Below are 16,865 nucleotides of genomic sequence, written 5' to 3'. Positions count from 1 at the left end.
CTCGGGACGTACGGACACTTCCGCCCCTTCACCCTCATCTTTCCATGTCGGGCAGGCCAGGCCGTCTTCGTCGGCCGTGAGGTCGGCGGCTCCGACTACCCTGACCGCGTGGGTCCACAGTCCGCGGCGTCGACCGGCGTCCAAACCAGCATCGTCGACCTCGGCACCCCGCTGGCCGCGACGACGTTCGTCGTGGTGGACCTGGAGACCACGGGGACCAGCGCCACGCGGTCCCGCATCACCGAGATCGGCGCGGTCCGGGCGCGCGCGGGCGAGGTCTTGGCCGAGTTCTCCGCCCTGGTCAACCCCGGTACCCTCATTCCGGCCAACGTCACCCTCCTGACCGGTATCACCCAGTCCATGGTCGCCACGGCCCCTCCGCTGGAGGAGGTCCTTCCCGGCCTGCTGGCCCTGCTCACCGCCGACCCCGACACCGCGCTCGTCGCCCACAATGCATCCTTCGACACCGCCTTCCTCAGGGCCGCCTGCGAACGGCTGGGCGAGCCCTGGCCCGACCTCCCGGTGGTGGACACCCTGCGGTTGGCCCGCGCCGTGCTCGACCGGGGCCAGGTCCGCAACCACCGACTCGGCACGCTCGCCGCCCATCTCGGGGTGGCCGCAGCCCCCACGCACCGCGCCCTGGCCGACGCCCGCGCCACCGTCGGCGTCCTGCACGGGCTCATCGAGCGCCTCGCCCCCGCCGGGGTGCAGAGCCTGGAGGAACTGCGCGCGGTCGCCAAGCCGGCCAGTCGAGCCCAGCGGGCCCGCCGCCACCTGGCCGAGGACCTGCCCGAGGAACCCGGCGTGTACGTGTTCACCGACGCGCGCGGCGCCACCCTCTACGTCGGCAAGAGCGTCAACCTGCGCCGTCGCGTGCGGTCGTACTTCACCGCAGCCGAGAACCGCCAGCGCATCCGCGAGATGACCGCGCTCGTGGAGGGCGTCACCCCCATCGTCTGCACCACCGAACTGGAGGCCGCGGTCCGGGAACTGCGGATCATCGCCGAGCGCAAACCGCCCTACAACCGCAGGTCGCGCACCCCCGAACGCGTCTTCTGGGTCAAGCTCACCACCGACGCCTACCCCCGCCCGTCGGTGGTGCGCACGGTCCGCGACGACGGCGCCGCCCACCTCGGCCCGTACGCGTCGGCCAAGGAGGCGGAACGGGCCAAGGAGGCGCTCCTGCACGCCTTCTCGCTGCGCCAGTGCACCCACGCCTTCACCCCGGTCCCCGGCGCGCGTCCGGTCGCCTCCCGCACGGGGAGCGGCCTGGTCGACCCCTGCGTGCTCGCCCAGCTCGGCCGGTGCGGCGCTCCCTGCGACGGCACCGAGACGCACGCCGAATACTCCGTCCACGCCGCGTCCGCGCGGGCCGCCATGACCGCGGACCCCGCGGCCGTGGTCACCGCGCTCACCGGACGCATCGCCGAGCTCTCCGCCGACCTTCGCTACGAGGACGCGGCGACCCTCCGCGACCGACTCGTCGCCTTCCTGCGCGGGGCCCGGCGGGCCCAGCGCCTGTCCGCGATCGCCGCCGTCGCGCACCTGGTCGCCGCGCGTCCCGGCGGCACCGGCTGGGAGACCGTCGTCGTCCGCCACGGACGCCTGGCCGCCAGCGCCGTCCTGCGCCCCGGCACCGACCCAGCGGCCTTCCTGGCCTCGCTCACCGCCACGGCCGAGCGCGTCCCCGCCGGTTTCGGGCCCACGCCGCGCGCCACCGCCGGGGAGACGGAACTGATCCTGGACTGGCTCGCCCACCCCACGACCCGACTGGTCGAGATCGAGGGCGAGTGGACGTGTCCCCTGAACGGCGCCGAGGCCCACACCGGGATGACACACTGGGCGCATGGCCGCGCTTCCGCTCAATGACGACTACCCGGTCCGCCGCGCCCCCGTGGTCGCCTACACGCTGATCGCGGTGAACGTCCTCGTCTACCTGGCGTCCCCGCTGGCGATGACCGCCGTCTGGTACCCGGCCGATCTCGCCGACCGGTTCTGCGCCATCGACGGCTACTTCATGCGCTGGGGCGCGGTCCCCGACGAGATGCTCGGCCGCACGGACCTGGCGCCCCCGATGACCCCCGAGTGCGGCGCCATCGGCGGCAAGTCCGTGGGGTTGTCGGTGTTCAGCGCCATGTTCGTCCACGGAGGGGCCGCCCACCTGCTCGGCAACATGGTCTACCTGTTCGTGTTCGGCCCGGTGGTGGAGGACCGGATCGGCCGGCTCCGCTTCCTCGTCCTGTACCTGGTCACCGGCCTCGCCGCGGCCTACGGGCACGCACTGGCCGAGAGCGACGGCGTCGTCCCCATGGTCGGCGCCTCCGGGGCGATCTCCGGGGTGCTCGGCGCCTATCTCGTCGTGCAGTTCCGCAGCAAGGTCACCACTTTGGTGTTCGGGGCCATGCCGATGCGACTGCCCGGGTGGGCCCTGGTGGGCAGCTACTTCGCCCTTCAGTATCTTCTCTACGTCACCACGTCCACCACTCCGGGGAGCGGGTCCAACGTGGCCTACGCGGCGCACGTGTACGGGTTCCTCGCCGGAGTGGCCGCGGGACTGGTGGTCTACCGGCTGCGATGGCGCTCCGGGACGCGGCTCTCCGACGTCTACTAGCGGTGCGCCCGCGCCCAACCCGTTCAGCGCCGATCCGCCATGGAGGCACCGTGATCACCGCGATCGTCATGATCAAGGCCGACGTCCACCGCATCCCCGAGGTCGCCGAGGCGATCGCCGACATCGACGGCGTCAGCGAGGTCTACTCGGTCACCGGCGGCGTCGACCTCATCGCCATGGTGCGGGTCCGCCGCCACGAGGACCTGGCCGAGGTGATCCCCGGCCGGGTGAACAAGGTGCCCGGCGTGATCTCCTCCGACACCCACATCTCCTTCCAGACCTACTCCAAGCACGACCTGGAGTCGGCCTTCGCCCTGGGCTGGTAGGCCGCGGACGGCGACGGGGGAGCGGTGACCGGACACCGCTCCCCCCGTGCGCGCCCCGTAGCTCCTAGACACCCTTGGACAGGCCCTGGCTGGTCTCCACCCAGGCCGCCAGCGTCCGCTCGGCCGCGCCGCCGTCCACCGCGGCGGCGGCGCGCTCGTAGCCCGCGCGCACGGAGTCCACCAGGGAGCCGCCGACACCGTCCACGGCCGCCAGCGCCGCGCCGGCGTTGAGCAGGACCGCGTCCCGGACCGGCCCCCGCCGGCCCGCGAGCAGGTCGCGCACCGCCTGGGCGTTGAACTCCACGTCGCCGCCGCGCAGCGCGTCGGGCGCCGAGCGCTCGATGCCCAGGTCCGCCGGGTCCAGCCGCTCCCTGCGGGCGGCGCCGTCGCGGACCACCCACACCGTGGACGTCGTGGTCGTGGTCAGCTCGTCCAGGCCGTCGTCCCCGCGGAACACCAGGGCCGAGGAGCCGCGACCGGCGAACACACCCGCGATCACCTCGCACATGCGCTCGTCGAACACCCCGATCGCGGACGTGGTGGGCCGCGCGGGGTTGGTCAGCGGGCCCAGGAAGTTGAACACCGTGGGCACCGCCAGTTCGCGGCGCGGCTTGGCGGCGAAACGCAGCGAGGGGTGGAACAGCGGAGCGAAGCAGAAGGTGATACCCGCCTCCTCCGCGACCCGGGCGGTGAGCTCGGCGGGCAGGTCCAGCACCACGCCCAACCGCTCCAGCACGTCGGCAGTCCCGCAGGACGAGGAGGCCGCGCGGTTGCCGTGCTTGACCACGCGCGCGCCCGCCGCCGCCGCCACGATCGCGGCCATCGTCGACACGTTCACGGTGTGCGCCCGGTCGCCGCCGGTTCCGACGATGTCCAGGGTCGGTCCGGGGACGCTGATTCGGACGGCGTTGTCGAGCATGCCCCTGGCCAGGCCCGTCACCTCGGACACGCTCTCGCCCTTGGCCCGTAGGGCGATGGCGAACCCGGCGATCTGGGCGTCGGTCGCCGATCCGGCCATGATCTCGTTCATCGCCCACTCGGTGTCGGCGGCGCTGAGCGTCTGGCCGCCGAGCAGAGCGGTGATCAGGTTGGACCAGGTCCGCTCGGTGACGGCGACCGCGCGTTCGGCGGGGTTGTCGGGCTTGGTGTTCATCGCTTCTTCGACTCCACGGTGCGTGCGGGCATGGGGGCGCGGCGGGGCGGCGGCGCACTGACGCGTCAGCTCCGCCGCGGGCCGGCGCCCGAGGGGACGGGACGGGCGCGGCCACGCCATCGCCCGGTGTCCGCACCGTGGTTGAGCGCACCGCGCACGACGGAACGCCGACGCATCTCCCTGTCGGCGTTCTGACGGTCGCTCAGTGTCGACGGACGGCCCACCGGGTCACCCGCTGAGGGCGGCGGCACGCTGACGCATCAGCTCCGCCAGCGACTCGGCCAGGGCGACGGGGTCGATCGGGTGGCTGATCACCTGGTCGGCCTGCGACCAGGTCGCGAGCCACCCGTCGTCGCGGCGGCCCACCAGGAGCAGGACCGGCGGGCAGCGGAAGATCTCGTCCTTGACCTGGCGGCACAGGCCCATGCCGCCGACCGGGGCGGCCTCGCCGTCGAGAACGGCCACGTCGATCCGCTCCGAGGCGGCCGTCGCCTCCAGCCTGCGGATCACGACGGGCGCGGTCGCGCACTCGACCAGTTCCACCCGGGGCACGTCGGCGGCCGGGCGCCGGCCGATCGCCATCCGCACCTGTTCGCGGGTCTCGGCCTTGTCGCTGTAGACCAGCACGCGCATCCGGGCGTCCGTGTCCGTACCGCTGACCACCATCGCGCAACCGTCCCATCACGTCGGTCCTCGGCCGCCGTCGAGGGGGCGCGGCCGGAGCGTTCGTTGGCTGTGTGTGTTCGACTCTATTGCCTCGCGGTCCCGGTGCCCAGAGCCGTCGGCAGGCCGGGCTGCTGGGTTGAGACCTTCGACACCCCCCAAGGATGCCAGCAGTCCGAAGCGGCCGGCCCACACGTCCCCCGCATGGCGTTGTGCAACGGTGACCCTTTCGATACCCGCGCGTTGGCCCCGGGGGGTTGGGCGGGACTCCACGCGGGTACGGATCGCCTCGGCAGCCCAGGATCGCGCCTGTCGGCCCCGTTCGGCGGGTCGCCGTCGCGCGGATGGCGGCCGAGTCGGTACAGTAACGCACGAGTCACGGTGAACGCCCCGGTCCAGGGCGCTTCGATGCTCGGTGCCGGTACTGATCCGCCCCCTTACGGGGGGTCGGGTACGGGTCTCCGCGAGATGCCGTAATAATGCTCCCGTGGCGACAGCAACCGCGAACCTCAAAACAACACCTACACCAGAGCATGGTGTGGCAAAGCGTCCTGACCTGGTGAGCGTTGGCACCATCGTGTGGCTCGCCAACGAGCTCATGTTCTTCGCAGCGCTGTTCGCGATGTACTTCACCATCCGATCGGTGACGAACGGGAACCCCGAGCTGGGCCCGTGGCCGACCACGCACCTCAACGTGCCGTGGGCGACCACCATCACCGTGGTCCTCGTGGCTTCGAGTTTCACCGCGCAGGCCGGCGTCTGGGCCGCCGAGCGCGGTGACGTCAAGAAGCTGCGCGCGTGGTTCTACCTGACGTTCTCCATGGGCCTGTTCTTCATCCTCGGACAGGCCTACGAGTACTACGAGCTCATCGTCCACGAGGGCCTGACTCTTCAGTCGAGCGCCTACGGGTCGATGTTCTTCCTGACCACGGGCTTCCACGGTCTCCACGTCACCGGTGGGCTGTTGGCGTTCCTCATCATGCTGGGACGCACGTACGCCGCGAAGCGCTTCACCCACCAGCAGGCGACCAGCGCGATCGTCGTGTCCTACTACTGGCACTTCGTCGACGTCGTCTGGATCGCTTTGTTCTTCACCATCTACTTCATCCAGTAACCCGAAACGGGGAAACCGTGAAATGGATTACCGCGCGGCGACGGCATCCCCTGGCGGGGTATGTCGTCGTCATCCTCGCGCTAGCCCTGTTCGGCGTGGGGTACGCCGCACTGGCCCCCACCCCCGACCAGGCGCAGGCGCAGACCCTCGCCGCTGACGCGCCGTCGCCCGAGGACGTCGACGTCGCCGAGGGCCGGCAGATCTTCGACCAGACGTGCGCCACGTGCCACAACTACGACGGGTCCGGCATGGTGGCCGAGGACGGCAGCGTCCAGGGGCCGGACTTGCGCGAGGTCGGACCCGCGGCGATCGACTTCCAGGTCAGCACCGGCCGCATGCCGTCCTCGAACCCGGACGTGCAGATGCCGCGCAAGCCCATGGCCATGTCCGACGAGGACCTGGCCAACCTGATCGCGTACTACGACGCGCAGATCAGGGACGGCCAGAGCGGCGCGGACGTCCCCTACGACGTACCGGACCTCGCGCCCCGGAGGGCCGACTTCAGCGTCAACCGCGCCGACTTCGACTCCGAGGAGGAGTACGAGGAGGCCGTCGAGGAAGCCGAGGCCGAGTACGAGTCCGCGCTACGGGAGTTCGAGGCCGAGTACGAGGACTACATCGCCGGCGCGAGGACACCGAGATGGGCATGAAGCTGTACCTGAGCAACTGTGCGCACTGCCACAGCTGGTCCGGTGCCGGCGGCGCCCTCACCGACGGCCGGTGGGCCCCCGAGATCCACGACGCCACCCCGCGCGAGATCTACGAGGCCATGGTCACCGGCCCCGGCGCCATGCCGATGTTCTCCGACACGGTCATCACGTCCGACGAGAAGCAGGAGCTGATCTCGTACGTCAAGACCCTGCAGGACGAGCCGAACGCGGGCGGAGTCTTCGACCTGGCGCGCGTCGGCCAGGTCGCCGAGGGCCTCATCTCCTGGACCATCGGCCTGGCCCTGATCATCGCCTGCGCGATCTGGATCACCGCGAAGCAGCGTGCACATGACTGAGAACAACAACAACGACAACACCGAGGCCGGAGCCGAGGCCGCGAGCGCGTGCTCGGAACCCCGTCCGCCGAAACCGGGGAGAGCGTGGTCTCCGGCGCCTCCGTCGAGGCCGGGCACGAGGGCCCCTACCCCGCATCCGAGACCCACGCGCACCCGGAGGAGGTCCAGCGCCGGGGCGAGAGGATCGCCTCGCTGTGGTTCGTCATCGCCTTCCTGGGCGGTGTCGGCTTCCTGGTCTCCTACTACCTGTTCCCGCCGAGCGCGCAGGACGTTCCGGCGATCGCGGACCCGCGGATCGGCCAGTACTCGAACATGCTCCTCGGCGGCACGCTCGCCGTGGCGCTGTTCGGCATCGGCGCCGGTATGACGGTGTGGGCGCGCAGGGTGATGCCCCACTACGAGGTCTCCTCGCCCTACGACGACCTGCCCTCCAGCGAGAAGGAGAAGGGCTCCTTCGGCGACTTCTTCATGAAGAGCGCCGACGAGAGCGGCTTCACCAGGCGCCCGCTGATGCGGCGGACGCTCATCGCCGCCATGCTGCCGCTGGGCCTGGCCCCGATCGTGCTCCTGCGCGACACGGGCCCCCTGCCCGGCGACAAGCTCAGGGACACGCCCTGGGCGGAGGGCGTGCGCATGGTGGTCGAGGGCACCGACCGGTTCATCCGAGCCGAGGACCTGGAGTCCGAGCCCAACGGGATGATCACCGCACTGCCCTACGTCGTGCACGAGGGCGGTCACGGCGAGGGCGGCCACGGCGGGGGAGAGGGCGAGTCCGCGCGGTACGCGGAGGGCTACCACCTCAGCCTGAACGACAAGGCCAAGTCCGTCATCCTCCTGATCAAGATCCCGGAGGGCGACTACAAGTCGGGCATGACCGAGACGGTCGAGGGCCAGGACGAGCCGCGGATCAACTGGACGCACAACGGGATCGTCGCCTACTCCAAGATCTGCACCCACGTGGGCTGCCCGGCGGCGTTGTACGAGCGCACGACGCACCGCATCCTGTGCCCGTGCCACCAGTCGACCTTCGACGCGGCCAACGCCGCCGAGGTCGTGTTCGGTCCGGCGCACCGTCCCCTGCCGCAATTGCCGATCGGCGTCGACGACGAGGGCTACCTCTCGCGACGGGCGACTTCACCGAGCCGCCCGGGCCGACGTTCTGGGACTACGCGAAGGACTAGTCGATGAGTAAGACCACGCAAGCACCCAAGGCGCTGCGCGGCGTCGGCAACTTCATCGACGACCGCTTCCACCTCGCCAAGACCGGTGAGAAGAACCTGCGCAAGGTCTTCCCGAACCACTGGTCGTTCATGCTGGGTGAGATCGCGCTGTACTCGTTCATCATCCTGCTCCTCACGGGTGTCTTCCTGACCCTGTGGTTCAAGCCGAGCATGGCGGAGATCGTCTACGACGGCTCCTACGAGCGCCTCCAGGGCGTCGAGATGAGTGAGGCCTACGCCTCGACCCTGTTCATCGACTTCGACGTTCGCGGCGGGTTCCTCGTCCGGCAGATCCACCACTGGGCCGCGCTGATCTTCGTGGCCTCGCTGGTGGTGCACATGCTCCGTGTGTTCTTCACCGGTGCGTTCCGCAAGCCGCGCGAGATCAACTGGCTGATCGGTGTCGGGATCTTCACGATCGCCATTCTGGAAGGCCTGTTCGGCTACTCGCTGCCGGACGACCTGCCCTCCGGCATGGGCGTGCGCATCCTCCAGGGTGTGATCATGTCCCTGCCGCTGGTCGGCAGCTACGTCTCGATGTTCCTGTTCGGCGGGGAGTTCCCCGGCGATCTGATCATCCCGCGCCTGTACATGCTGCACATCCTGCTGCTGCCGGCTCTGCTGCTCGCCCTGATCGCGGCGCACTTCATGATCCTGTGGCACCAGAAGCACACGCAGTACCCGGGCACAGGCAAGACGAACAAGACCGTTGTGGGAACGCCCATGTTCCCGGGCTTCGCGGTCAAGGCGGGCGGGTTCTTCTTCTTCACGTTCGCCGTGACCGCAGGTCTGGCCGCGTTCGTGCAGGTCAACCCGATCCACCTGTTCGGGCCGTTCACGCCGACCTCCATCACCTCCGGTCTTCAGCCGGACTGGTACATGGGCTTCCTGGAGGGGGCCCTGCGGATCTTCCCGAACACGTTCGACTTCCAGATCTTCGGCTACGCGGTTCCCACCGCGGTCCTCGTCCCGGGCCTGGGTCTCATGGGCCTGCTCTTCGGCGGTCTGGCCGCGTGGCCGTTCCTGGAGGCATGGATCACCGGCGACCGGCGTCCGCACAACGTGGCCGACCGGCCGCGCAACGCCCCGGTCCGTACCGGTCTGGGCGTCGCTGGCGTCACCGCCTACGGCATCCTGTGGCTCGCCGGGTCGAACGACATCCTGTCGGAGACGTTCTCGATCGAGCTGTACGTCACCACGTACATCTTCCGTGCGGCGATCTTCGTCGGCCCGGTCATCGCGTTCATCGTCACCAAGCGGATCTGCCTGGGGCTGCAGCGGCGTGACCGCGCGACCCTGGAGCACGGGTACGAGAGCGGCGTCATCCAGCAGCTGCCCAGCGGCGAGTTCATCGAGGTCCACAAGGAGAGCTCCCAGGACACGGTGGACGCGCTGCTGAGCAAGCCGGAGGTCACCTCGACCGCCCTGGGCGAGGAGACCGACGAGAAGGGCGTCGAGAGCCCCGGCAAGCGCAAGGCCATGGGCAGGATCCGCCGGTCCCTGGCGCACTGGTACACGAAGGACTACGTGTCCTTCGATGGTGTGGAGCCGCACAGCGGCCACCACCTGCACCACGCCGCCGAGGGCGAGAAGGAGTCCGCGGCCCACTAGGGACGCGCGCACCGCACACCGCGGGCCGCTCTCCCCTGGGTTCTAGCGGTGGTCGCAACACCCTGACTCTCAGGAGGTTGCGACCACCGTGTCGTTTTCGAAGCAGGAACTGGCCCGCTTGCGGGCGAGGTTCCTGGAACTGATGGCAGAGGCCGGTGACGTCACCGAGGTCGCACGCCGTCTCGGGGTGGACAGGAACACCGCGTTCTCCTGGGCCAGGAAGGCGGGCCCGTCGTGCGTTCTGGGCCGTGACGTCCAGGGGGCATGACGACGCCCGCGGATCGTTCCCGGAGCGTCCTCCGCCAACGGGAGAGGGAGTCGGCCGCACCCCGGGGTGCGGCCGACTCCCTCTCCCAGCACGGCGGGATCACACGTTGTAGATCTCCTCGATCTCCCTGCTCCAGCTCTTGCTCACCACGTGGCGCTTGACCTTCAGGGAGGCCGTCAGCTGGCCGCTCTCCTCGGTGAAGTCGCTGGGCAGGATCCGGAACTTCTTGATCGCCTCGGCCTTGGAGACGGCCTGGTTGGCGTGGTCCACGGCCTCCTGGACGGCGGCGTTGAGGTCGGGGTCCTCGGTGAGGTCGGCGATGTCGCCGGTCTTGCCGTTGTCGGACTTCCACTGATCGAACGACTCGGGATCGATCGTGACCAGGGCGGCGATGAACTTGCGGTTGTCGCCGACCACCATGCACTGGCTGACGAGGGCGTGGGCCCGGATCCGGTCCTCCAGGACGGCCGGGGCGACGTTCTTGCCGCCCGCCGTCACGATGATCTCCTTCTTGCGCCCGGTGACGCTGAGGAAGCCGTCGTCGTCGAGGGCGCCGAGGTCGCCGGTGCGGTAGAAGCCGTCCTCGGTGAACGCCTCCTCGGTGGCCTTCTCGTTGTTCCAGTACCCGACCATGATGTGGTCGCCCTTGAGGAGGATCTCGCCGTCCTCGCCGATCCGGACGGTGGTGCCGGGGAGGGGCTGGCCGACCGTGCCGATCTTGTTGAAGCCGGGGCTGTTGACCGAGGTGGGCGCGGTGGTCTCGGTGAGGCCGTAGCCCTCGATGATGGTCAGGCCAGCGCCGCGGAAGAAGTGCCCGAGGCGGTCGCGAGGGCCGATCCGCCGGAGACGGCGTACCGGCACCGGCCCCCGAGCCGGTCCATGAGCTTGCCGTAGACGAGTTTCTTGAACACGGCGTGCCTGACCTTGAGACCGAAGGGCACCTGACCGGTGGACAGAGCCTTGCTGTAGTCGATCGCGGTGTTGGCGGCCGCGTTGAAGATCCTGCCCTTGCCCTCGGCGGTGGCCTTCTGCTCGGCCTTGGTGAAGACCTTCTCGAAGACGCGGGGGACGGCGAGGATGAAGGTGGGTTTGAAGACGCCGAACTGGTCGATCAGTTCGGGACCGGTCGACGTGAAGTGGCCCAGGACGGCCTTGGACTCGATGACGATGACCTGGACGAATCGGGCGAACACGTGCGCCAGGGGAAGGAAGAGCAGAGTCGAGGGGTCCGCGGCGTGCGTGAGGACCTGTTTGGTCGGCCCCTCCAGCGCCGCGTGTGAGATGAACAGGAAGTTGCGGTGGGTCAGCTGACAGCCCTTGGGGCGGCCGGTGGTGCCCGAGGTGTAGATGAGGGTGGCCATGTCGTCGACCTTGACCGCGGTGCGGCGCTCCTCGGCGGTCGCGTCGTCGACGTCGGCGCCGGTGGAGCGCAGGGCGGCCAGGTCGTCGCCGTCGAACCTCCACACGTGGGCCAGGTCGGGGGAGGAGGAGCGGACCGCCTCCACGCGCTCGGCGTGGGCGTCGGTCTCCACGAAGGCGGCCTTGGCCCCGGAGTCGGAGAGGATCCACGCGATCTGCTCGGCGGAGGAGGTCTCGTAGATCGGTACGGTGATGCCGCCGACGGACCAGATCGCGTAGTCGACGACCGTCCACTCGTAGCGGGTCCGCGACATGAGGGCGACTCGGTCGCCGTGCGCGACACCCGCGTTGATCAGCGCCTTGGCGTACGCGGTGATGTCGCCGTGCAGTTCGGCGACGGTGACGTCGCGCCACTGTCCGGACTCCAGTCGGCGGGCGGCGACGGCGTTGGGCTCGCTGGCCGCGCGGGCGTAGAGCGTGTCGGTCAGCCGCGCGTCATCGGAGATCTCAGCTTTCGCGGGAGAGCTGTATTCGCGCACGTTGTGGCTCCTGGGCGTGTACGGGGTTCTCTTGTGTGGGGACGCGACGACCGTAACAACACCATGCTACTCGTGAGTAGGACAGGTTGCGGTTCGGTATCCAACGGTGACCGAAACGGCTGTCTGACGTGGGTGGACGCGCGGGGGCGGACAGCTCGTCCCGGCGGCTCCGCGCACGCACGCGACACTATCGCCTACAAGGGGTTTGTGCGCCCGTAGTGGGCAACGCGTTGAATGTCGCTTTCCTTGGTTTTTGGGTGATGTCGACACCGGCGCCGCGCCCTCTCCCTCCGGGGTCCCCTGGTTCCCCCCTGGTTCGGCCCCCAGGGCCCTGTAGGGCGCTCTCGCGGCCGGTTAACGTAAGGCCAACGGACTCGGCGCCAACGGAGGTCTGACATGACGGAGAACAACGGTCGGGGCGAGCGGACGTCGGGCGGGAGCGGACCGTCGCCCGACCTCGTCGACGACGCGCTGCGGCTGGTCGACGGCCTCCAGCGCAAGCTGCTGGCCGCCGGGGTCAGACGCGGGGTGGGCGCGGTCACGGCGCCGCCGTCCAAGGGGGACGTGTGGGAGGAGGCGATCCGTCTGGAGACGGAGCCGGAGCGTCCGGCGCTGAGCGAGGTCCTCGACATCGTCCGCACCAGTGCGCCGCAGATCGCCGGGCACCTCGGGCGGGCGGGTCTGGTGATGGCCGACGCGCTCGGCCGCACGTGGGACGTGGTCGAGCGCTCCCTGGAGCGGCCCCGCGACGACACCCCGGAGGCCGGGCGGCGGCGGTAGGGCTGGGGCGGCGGTGCTCACGGAGCTCCTCACGGGGATCGGCGCACCGTCGTCGTGCCGTCGCGGACGCATTGGGGTGGGGTCCGTGGAGCGGGTGGTCGCGGTGCGGTGACGGGACGCGCGGGCCGTCGGAGTGCGGAGGGGCGACACCGGGGGCAAGGGCCATTACACAGTGTCGTGAGCCGTGCATGCATGGTAGTCCAACGGGTTGCGTGGAAAGGGTTCTCGGGGCGGTGGGGACCTGGTTTAATCAAATGGTTCCCCTACAATTGCAAGTTCTCTGTCGCGAACCTGGATGCTTATGTCAGAGTTCGGGCGTAAGTGCGGAGGAGTCTTCCCCATGCTGACCATCGGCGTAGACATCGGTGGCACCAAGGTCGCCGCCGGGGTCGTCGACCCCGACGGGAGGATTCTGGACAAGGTCAGGTACCCCACTCCGGCCAACGCCTCCGAGGAACTCGCCGACGTCGTCGCCCTGGCCGTCCGCGAACTGCGCGACCGGCGCACTGAAGGAGACTGCGTGGCGGTCGGCGTGGGGATGGCGGGGTTCGTCGACGAGGACCGCGCCACCGTGCAGGTCGCCGTCAACCTCGGTCTGCACGATCATCCGCTCCGGGACCTCGTCCAGGAGCGCGTCGGTCTGCCCGTCGTGGTGGAGAACGACGCCAACGCCGCCGCGTGGGCCGAGGCCCGGTTCGGCGCCGGCCGCGGCAGTGACCACATCGTCTGCGTCACCCTGGGCACGGGGATCGGCGGTGGCCTGGTGCTGGACGGAAAGCTGTACCGGGGGCGCTTCGGCGTGGCCTCGGAGGTCGGCCACTACCGGATGGTGCCCTTCGGCCGCCGGTGCCCGTGCGGCAACCACGGTTGCTGGGAGCAGTACGCCAGCGGGCGCGCCTGGTAGCCGAGGCGCAGGACCTGGCCCGTACCCACCCCCGGGCGGCGGAGCGGATGCTCAAGCTCGCCGAGGGGGAGGTCGAGCGCGTCCAGGGTCCGATCGTCACCCAGGCGGCCCTGGAGGGCGACGCCGCGGCCCTGGAATGCTTCGCGTCCGTGGGCGAGTGGGCGGGGATGGGCCTGGCCGACCTCGCGGCCATCCTCGACCCGGAGTGCTTCGTCATCGGCGGCGGCGTGTCCGACGCGGGCAGGATCCTCCTCGACCCGGTCCGGGCCTCCTACGCCCGTCACGTCTCCGGACGCCCCCACCGCCGTTTGGCGCAGGTGCGTCTGGCCGAGCTCGGCGGCGAGGCGGGCATCGTCGGCGCGGGGGACCTCGCCCGGCACTGAGCCGCCGCGCGGCGCGGCCCCAAGGGGTTCGCGGTTCGCGCCCCGCTGCTGTGGGCCGGACTCAGTCCCTCGTGTCCCGGCCCTCCTCGGACCGTCCGGCCGCCTTGCGCCCGGCCCGCTCGGTCCGCCTCTCCTCGCGGCGCGTGCGCCGCTCCTCCTTGCGCTGGGCCCGCTCGGTGCGCCTGCGGTCCTTGTCGGAGGCGTGCTGTTCGCGACGGGCCTCCTTGGCCTCGGCCTCCAGCTCCGCCTTGACCGACTGTGCGTACCGGTCCACGTACTCCTGGCCGGACAGCGACATCAGCGCGTACATGATCTCGTCGGTGACGGCGCGCAGGACGCGGGGATCGCGCTCCATCCCGTGGTAGCGGGAGAAGTCCAGCGGCTCGCCGAACACCACCTTGGGCCGAACGCCCAACTTCGGGATGGTGCGGCCGGGCGGCATGATCTTCTCCAGGTTGATCATCGCCATCGGCACCACCGGCACCTTGGCCTCCAGTGCCAGGCGCGCCACGCCCGTGCGGCCGCGGTAGAGGCGGCCGTCGGGGGAGCGGGTGCCCTCGGGGTAGATGCCCAGCAGGTCGCCGCGCCTGAGCACACGCAGGCCCGTGCGCAGCGCCGCCTCGCTCGCCTTGCCACCGGAGCGGTCGATGGGGATCTGGCCCACACCGGTGAAGAACGCGCGGCTGACCAGGCCCTTGACGCCCGTCCCGGTGAAGTACTCGGACTTGGCCAGGAAGGTGATCTTGCGCGGCAACGGCAACGGACCGAAGAAGTGGTCGGAGAAGGACAGGTGATTGCTTACCATGATCGCCGCGCCCCGGCGGGGAACGTTCTCCACGCCCTCGGCGCGCGGCTGCCACAGAACGGCCAGGACCGGCCCCAGGATCGCCTTGACCACCCAGTAGAACATCGTTGAGATCACCCCTGCACACGCGGGGAGCTCTGGGCAGGGTCTGCCTCTGTTCACTGTCCCGCTCGGCCAACAAGGTCGCGAACGCCTCCGCCCGCCGGGTGCGGAGGAGCCGTTACCTGACGTGCGTCATCTTCCCATCGCACGGGGGCAACTGCCAAAGCGTCCCCAATCGGACGGCCACGCCCGACCCGTTAGAGGATACCCACGGACCCGGCCGTCGTGACGCGCCCCTCCGGGGACACGGCGCGGCGCGGGGGAAGCCTCGATGGCGAACGGATCGTCGAACGACTAACCTCACGCCTGAAGCCGGGGGCCTGCCGTCACCCGCGCGCGTACCGCACGATCCCCTGGAGCCGCCGCATGAGACCGACCGCCGTCACCCCCCTGCTTCCAGGAGCGGAGCCCTACAGCCACCGGGGGTCCGAGGTCGGCGTCCTCCTCTGCCACGGCTTCACCGGTTCTCCCCAGTCCATGCGTCCCTGGGCCGAACGCCTGGCCGCCGCCGGGTACAGCGTCGAGGTGCCCCTCCTGCCGGGACACGGCACCTGCTGGCAGGACATGAACCTCACCACCAGCGACGACTGGTACACGGCGGTCGAGCGGGCCCTGCTCGACCTGGCCTCCCGGTGCGAGGAGGTGTTCGTCATGGGTTTGTCGATGGGCGGCGCGCTCTCCCTCAGGCTGGCCCAGGAGCACCCGCACCTGGTGCGCGGCGCGGTGTTGGTCAACCCGTCGCTGGTCGTTGAGGACGTCCGGCTCCCGCTGGTCGCCCCGTTCCGCGGCCTGGTCGCGCGGATCATGCCCTCGACGCCAGGGTTGACGAGCGACGTCGCCAAGCCCGGCGAACGGGAGGGAGGCTACACGCGCACGCCCACCGCCGCCGCCGCGACACTCCCGAAGCTGTGGCGCGCGGTTCAGGAGGGCATGTCCGGTTTGCGAGCGCCGATCCTGGCCTACCGCAGCCCGCAGGACCACGTCGTCGGTCCGCGCAGTCTGCGTATGCTCGCAAGGAGGGCGGTCAACACGTCGTTGACGATCCACCTGCTCCACGACAGCTACCACGTGGCGACGCTCGACCACGACGCCGACGTGATCTTCGACGGGAGCCTCGCCTTCGTGCGAGAGCAGAGGAGAAGCGGGGAAGGAGCGGTCCGATGACTGAACGTCGGGGCAACGGCCTGCTCGCCGATGCCTACGTTCCCCTGGCCCTCCTGGCTCCCACCCACGCCGACCGGATGCTGGAGGCCCTGCGCCGCAGCGGGATCGCCGCCTACGCCGTCCCCCTGGACGAGGACGTCCTGGAACCGGGCGGAGGTGGAGCGGCCGATGACCCGCCCACCGACCACCTGTACGTGGACGCCGAGGAACGCGCGGCGGCCGAACGCGTGCTGGGGGTGGAGCTTCCCGATCTGGGCGGCCGGACGGGCGCCGTCCCCGCCACCGAGGACCACGACCCCCCGCGCGGCGGTGACCTGCTGGAGGGGCCTCCGGTCCACGCCGACCCCGACGCGCCCCCGGCGGACCCCCCTGACGAGGACGACGTCTGGAACGACCTGGTCGCCCGCTTCTACGACGGCGACACGGACGCCGCCGCCACCCGCCGCCGGGCCGCATGGCCCGACGCCGAGAACCTGAGCGTGCCCGACGAGCGCGACGAACCCCTTCTGGGCGACCTGCTGGCGGGCGGACCGACCTTCGACCACGACGACGCCTCGCACCTCGGGGCCGCCGAGCAGGAGGCGCGCCGCAGGGCCGAAGCCGAACGCGAGGGCCACTACGAACCCCCGCCTCCGCCTCCGCTGCTCCAGGGTGACCGGATCGGCATCGCCGCCTGGTTCGGCCTCCTGGGCGGACCGGTCGTCCTCTTCGGCGCCGCCTTCGCCGGGATCAGGCTCCCCAACTGGATCATGTTCCTGGCGATCGCCGCCTTCCTGGTCAGCTTCGTCGTGCTGATCCTGCGCATGACCGACAGCAGATCCGGGGGCGACGGCCCCGACGACGGGGCGGTGGTCTGA

12 protein-coding genes and 4 pseudogenes are annotated in these 16,865 nt (G+C 70.4%); 12 read left to right on the top strand and 4 right to left on the bottom strand.

The genetic code is table 11. The features are described from left to right. Positions 1-108: 108 nt before the first annotated feature. Genes BJF83_RS02455 through BJF83_RS02445 form a run of 3 tightly spaced genes read left to right on the top strand, consistent with a single transcriptional unit; the run spans position 109 to position 2,937 of the window. Positions 109-1,869, top strand: a complete 1,761-nt coding sequence (locus BJF83_RS02455) for a DEDD exonuclease domain-containing protein (RefSeq protein WP_075925013.1) — start codon at positions 109-111, stop codon at positions 1,867-1,869. Beyond that, on the top strand, positions 1,847-2,611 hold the full coding sequence (locus tag BJF83_RS02450; RefSeq protein ID WP_075925012.1) for a rhomboid family intramembrane serine protease: 765 nt from the start codon (positions 1,847-1,849) through the stop codon (positions 2,609-2,611). The genes BJF83_RS02455 and BJF83_RS02450 overlap by 23 nt, the downstream gene beginning before the upstream one ends. 50 nt (positions 2,612-2,661) lie before the next feature. After that, positions 2,662-2,937 carry an Lrp/AsnC family transcriptional regulator gene (locus BJF83_RS02445; protein ID WP_075925011.1) on the top strand — a complete coding sequence of 92 codons (276 nt, stop codon included), beginning with the start codon at positions 2,662-2,664 and terminating at the stop codon, positions 2,935-2,937. Between the two features lie 64 nt (positions 2,938-3,001). On the opposite strand, the gene trpD is transcribed toward BJF83_RS02445, so the two are convergent. Both trpD and BJF83_RS02435 read right to left on the bottom strand, forming a co-directional pair. After that, positions 3,002-4,090: an anthranilate phosphoribosyltransferase gene (gene trpD, locus BJF83_RS02440; protein ID WP_075925009.1), complete on the bottom strand. Its 1,089-nt coding sequence runs from the start codon at positions 4,088-4,090 to the stop codon at positions 3,002-3,004. A gap of 228 nt (positions 4,091-4,318) precedes the next feature. Further along, on the bottom strand, positions 4,319-4,756 hold the full coding sequence (locus tag BJF83_RS02435) for a hypothetical protein (protein WP_075925008.1): 438 nt from the start codon (positions 4,754-4,756) through the stop codon (positions 4,319-4,321). Between the two features lie 535 nt (positions 4,757-5,291). Between BJF83_RS02435 and BJF83_RS02430 the strand changes: the two genes are divergently transcribed. From BJF83_RS02430 to BJF83_RS02410, 5 genes and pseudogenes are all read left to right on the top strand, one after another. Then, positions 5,292-5,867, top strand: coding sequence for a heme-copper oxidase subunit III (locus BJF83_RS02430; protein ID WP_316042177.1), 576 nt, complete (start codon positions 5,292-5,294; stop codon positions 5,865-5,867). Between the two features lie 95 nt (positions 5,868-5,962). After that, a pseudogene (locus BJF83_RS02425) lies at positions 5,963-6,873 on the top strand (cytochrome c). Next, a pseudogene (locus tag BJF83_RS02420) lies at positions 6,866-8,054 on the top strand (Rieske 2Fe-2S domain-containing protein). The pseudogenes BJF83_RS02425 and BJF83_RS02420 overlap by 8 nt, the downstream one beginning before the upstream one ends. A gap of 3 nt (positions 8,055-8,057) precedes the next feature. Continuing rightward, on the top strand, positions 8,058-9,704 hold the full coding sequence (locus BJF83_RS02415; RefSeq protein ID WP_075925006.1) for a cytochrome bc complex cytochrome b subunit: 1,647 nt from the start codon (positions 8,058-8,060) through the stop codon (positions 9,702-9,704). 88 nt (positions 9,705-9,792) lie between these two features. Further along, the gene (locus tag BJF83_RS02410) at positions 9,793-9,972 is read left to right on the top strand and encodes a helix-turn-helix domain-containing protein (RefSeq protein WP_075925005.1); all 180 of its coding nucleotides are present in this window, start codon (positions 9,793-9,795) and stop codon (positions 9,970-9,972) included. A gap of 99 nt (positions 9,973-10,071) precedes the next feature. Here BJF83_RS02410 and BJF83_RS02405 read toward each other — a convergent pair. Then, a pseudogene (locus BJF83_RS02405) lies at positions 10,072-11,870 on the bottom strand (AMP-dependent synthetase/ligase). Positions 11,871-12,266: 396 nt separating this feature from the next. Here BJF83_RS02405 and BJF83_RS02400 point away from each other — a divergent pair. Both BJF83_RS02400 and BJF83_RS02395 read left to right on the top strand, forming a co-directional pair. After that, complete coding sequence (locus tag BJF83_RS02400) at positions 12,267-12,650, top strand: hypothetical protein (protein ID WP_075925004.1); 384 nt, start codon at positions 12,267-12,269, stop codon at positions 12,648-12,650. A 340-nt stretch (positions 12,651-12,990) separates the two neighbouring features. Next, a pseudogene (locus tag BJF83_RS02395) lies at positions 12,991-13,937 on the top strand (ROK family glucokinase). A gap of 61 nt (positions 13,938-13,998) precedes the next feature. Here BJF83_RS02395 and BJF83_RS02390 read toward each other — a convergent pair. Continuing rightward, entirely contained in the window at positions 13,999-14,847 is an 849-nt protein-coding gene (locus BJF83_RS02390) for a 1-acyl-sn-glycerol-3-phosphate acyltransferase (RefSeq protein WP_075925003.1), read from the bottom strand. Positions 14,848-15,210: 363 nt separating this feature from the next. Between BJF83_RS02390 and BJF83_RS02385 the strand changes: the two genes are divergently transcribed. Further along, entirely contained in the window at positions 15,211-16,008 is a 798-nt protein-coding gene (locus BJF83_RS02385; RefSeq protein WP_075925002.1) for a carboxylesterase, read from the top strand. Further along, positions 16,005-16,865, top strand: a complete 861-nt coding sequence (locus BJF83_RS02380; protein ID WP_075925001.1) for a hypothetical protein — start codon at positions 16,005-16,007, stop codon at positions 16,863-16,865. The genes BJF83_RS02385 and BJF83_RS02380 overlap by 4 nt, the downstream gene beginning before the upstream one ends.

The organism is Nocardiopsis sp. CNR-923 (assembly GCF_001942255.1).
Lineage (GTDB): Bacteria > Actinomycetota > Actinomycetes > Streptosporangiales > Streptosporangiaceae > Nocardiopsis.
Note: the sequence above shows the minus strand (reverse complement) of the source record. Positions and strands in the feature narration are given on the sequence as shown.

Coding starts and splice junctions, on each gene's coding strand:
- trpD (WP_075925009.1), bottom strand. CDS start 4,090: ATGAACACCAAGCCCGACAACCCCGCCGAACGCGCGGTCGCCGTCACC.
- BJF83_RS02450 (WP_075925012.1), top strand. CDS start 1,847: ATGGCCGCGCTTCCGCTCAATGACGACTACCCGGTCCGCCGCGCCCCC.
- BJF83_RS02380 (WP_075925001.1), top strand. CDS start 16,005: ATGACTGAACGTCGGGGCAACGGCCTGCTCGCCGATGCCTACGTTCCC.
- BJF83_RS02415 (WP_075925006.1), top strand. CDS start 8,058: ATGAGTAAGACCACGCAAGCACCCAAGGCGCTGCGCGGCGTCGGCAAC.
- BJF83_RS02400 (WP_075925004.1), top strand. CDS start 12,267: ATGACGGAGAACAACGGTCGGGGCGAGCGGACGTCGGGCGGGAGCGGA.
- BJF83_RS02390 (WP_075925003.1), bottom strand. CDS start 14,847: ATGTTCTACTGGGTGGTCAAGGCGATCCTGGGGCCGGTCCTGGCCGTT.
- BJF83_RS02385 (WP_075925002.1), top strand. CDS start 15,211: ATGAGACCGACCGCCGTCACCCCCCTGCTTCCAGGAGCGGAGCCCTAC.
- BJF83_RS02435 (WP_075925008.1), bottom strand. CDS start 4,756: ATGGTGGTCAGCGGTACGGACACGGACGCCCGGATGCGCGTGCTGGTC.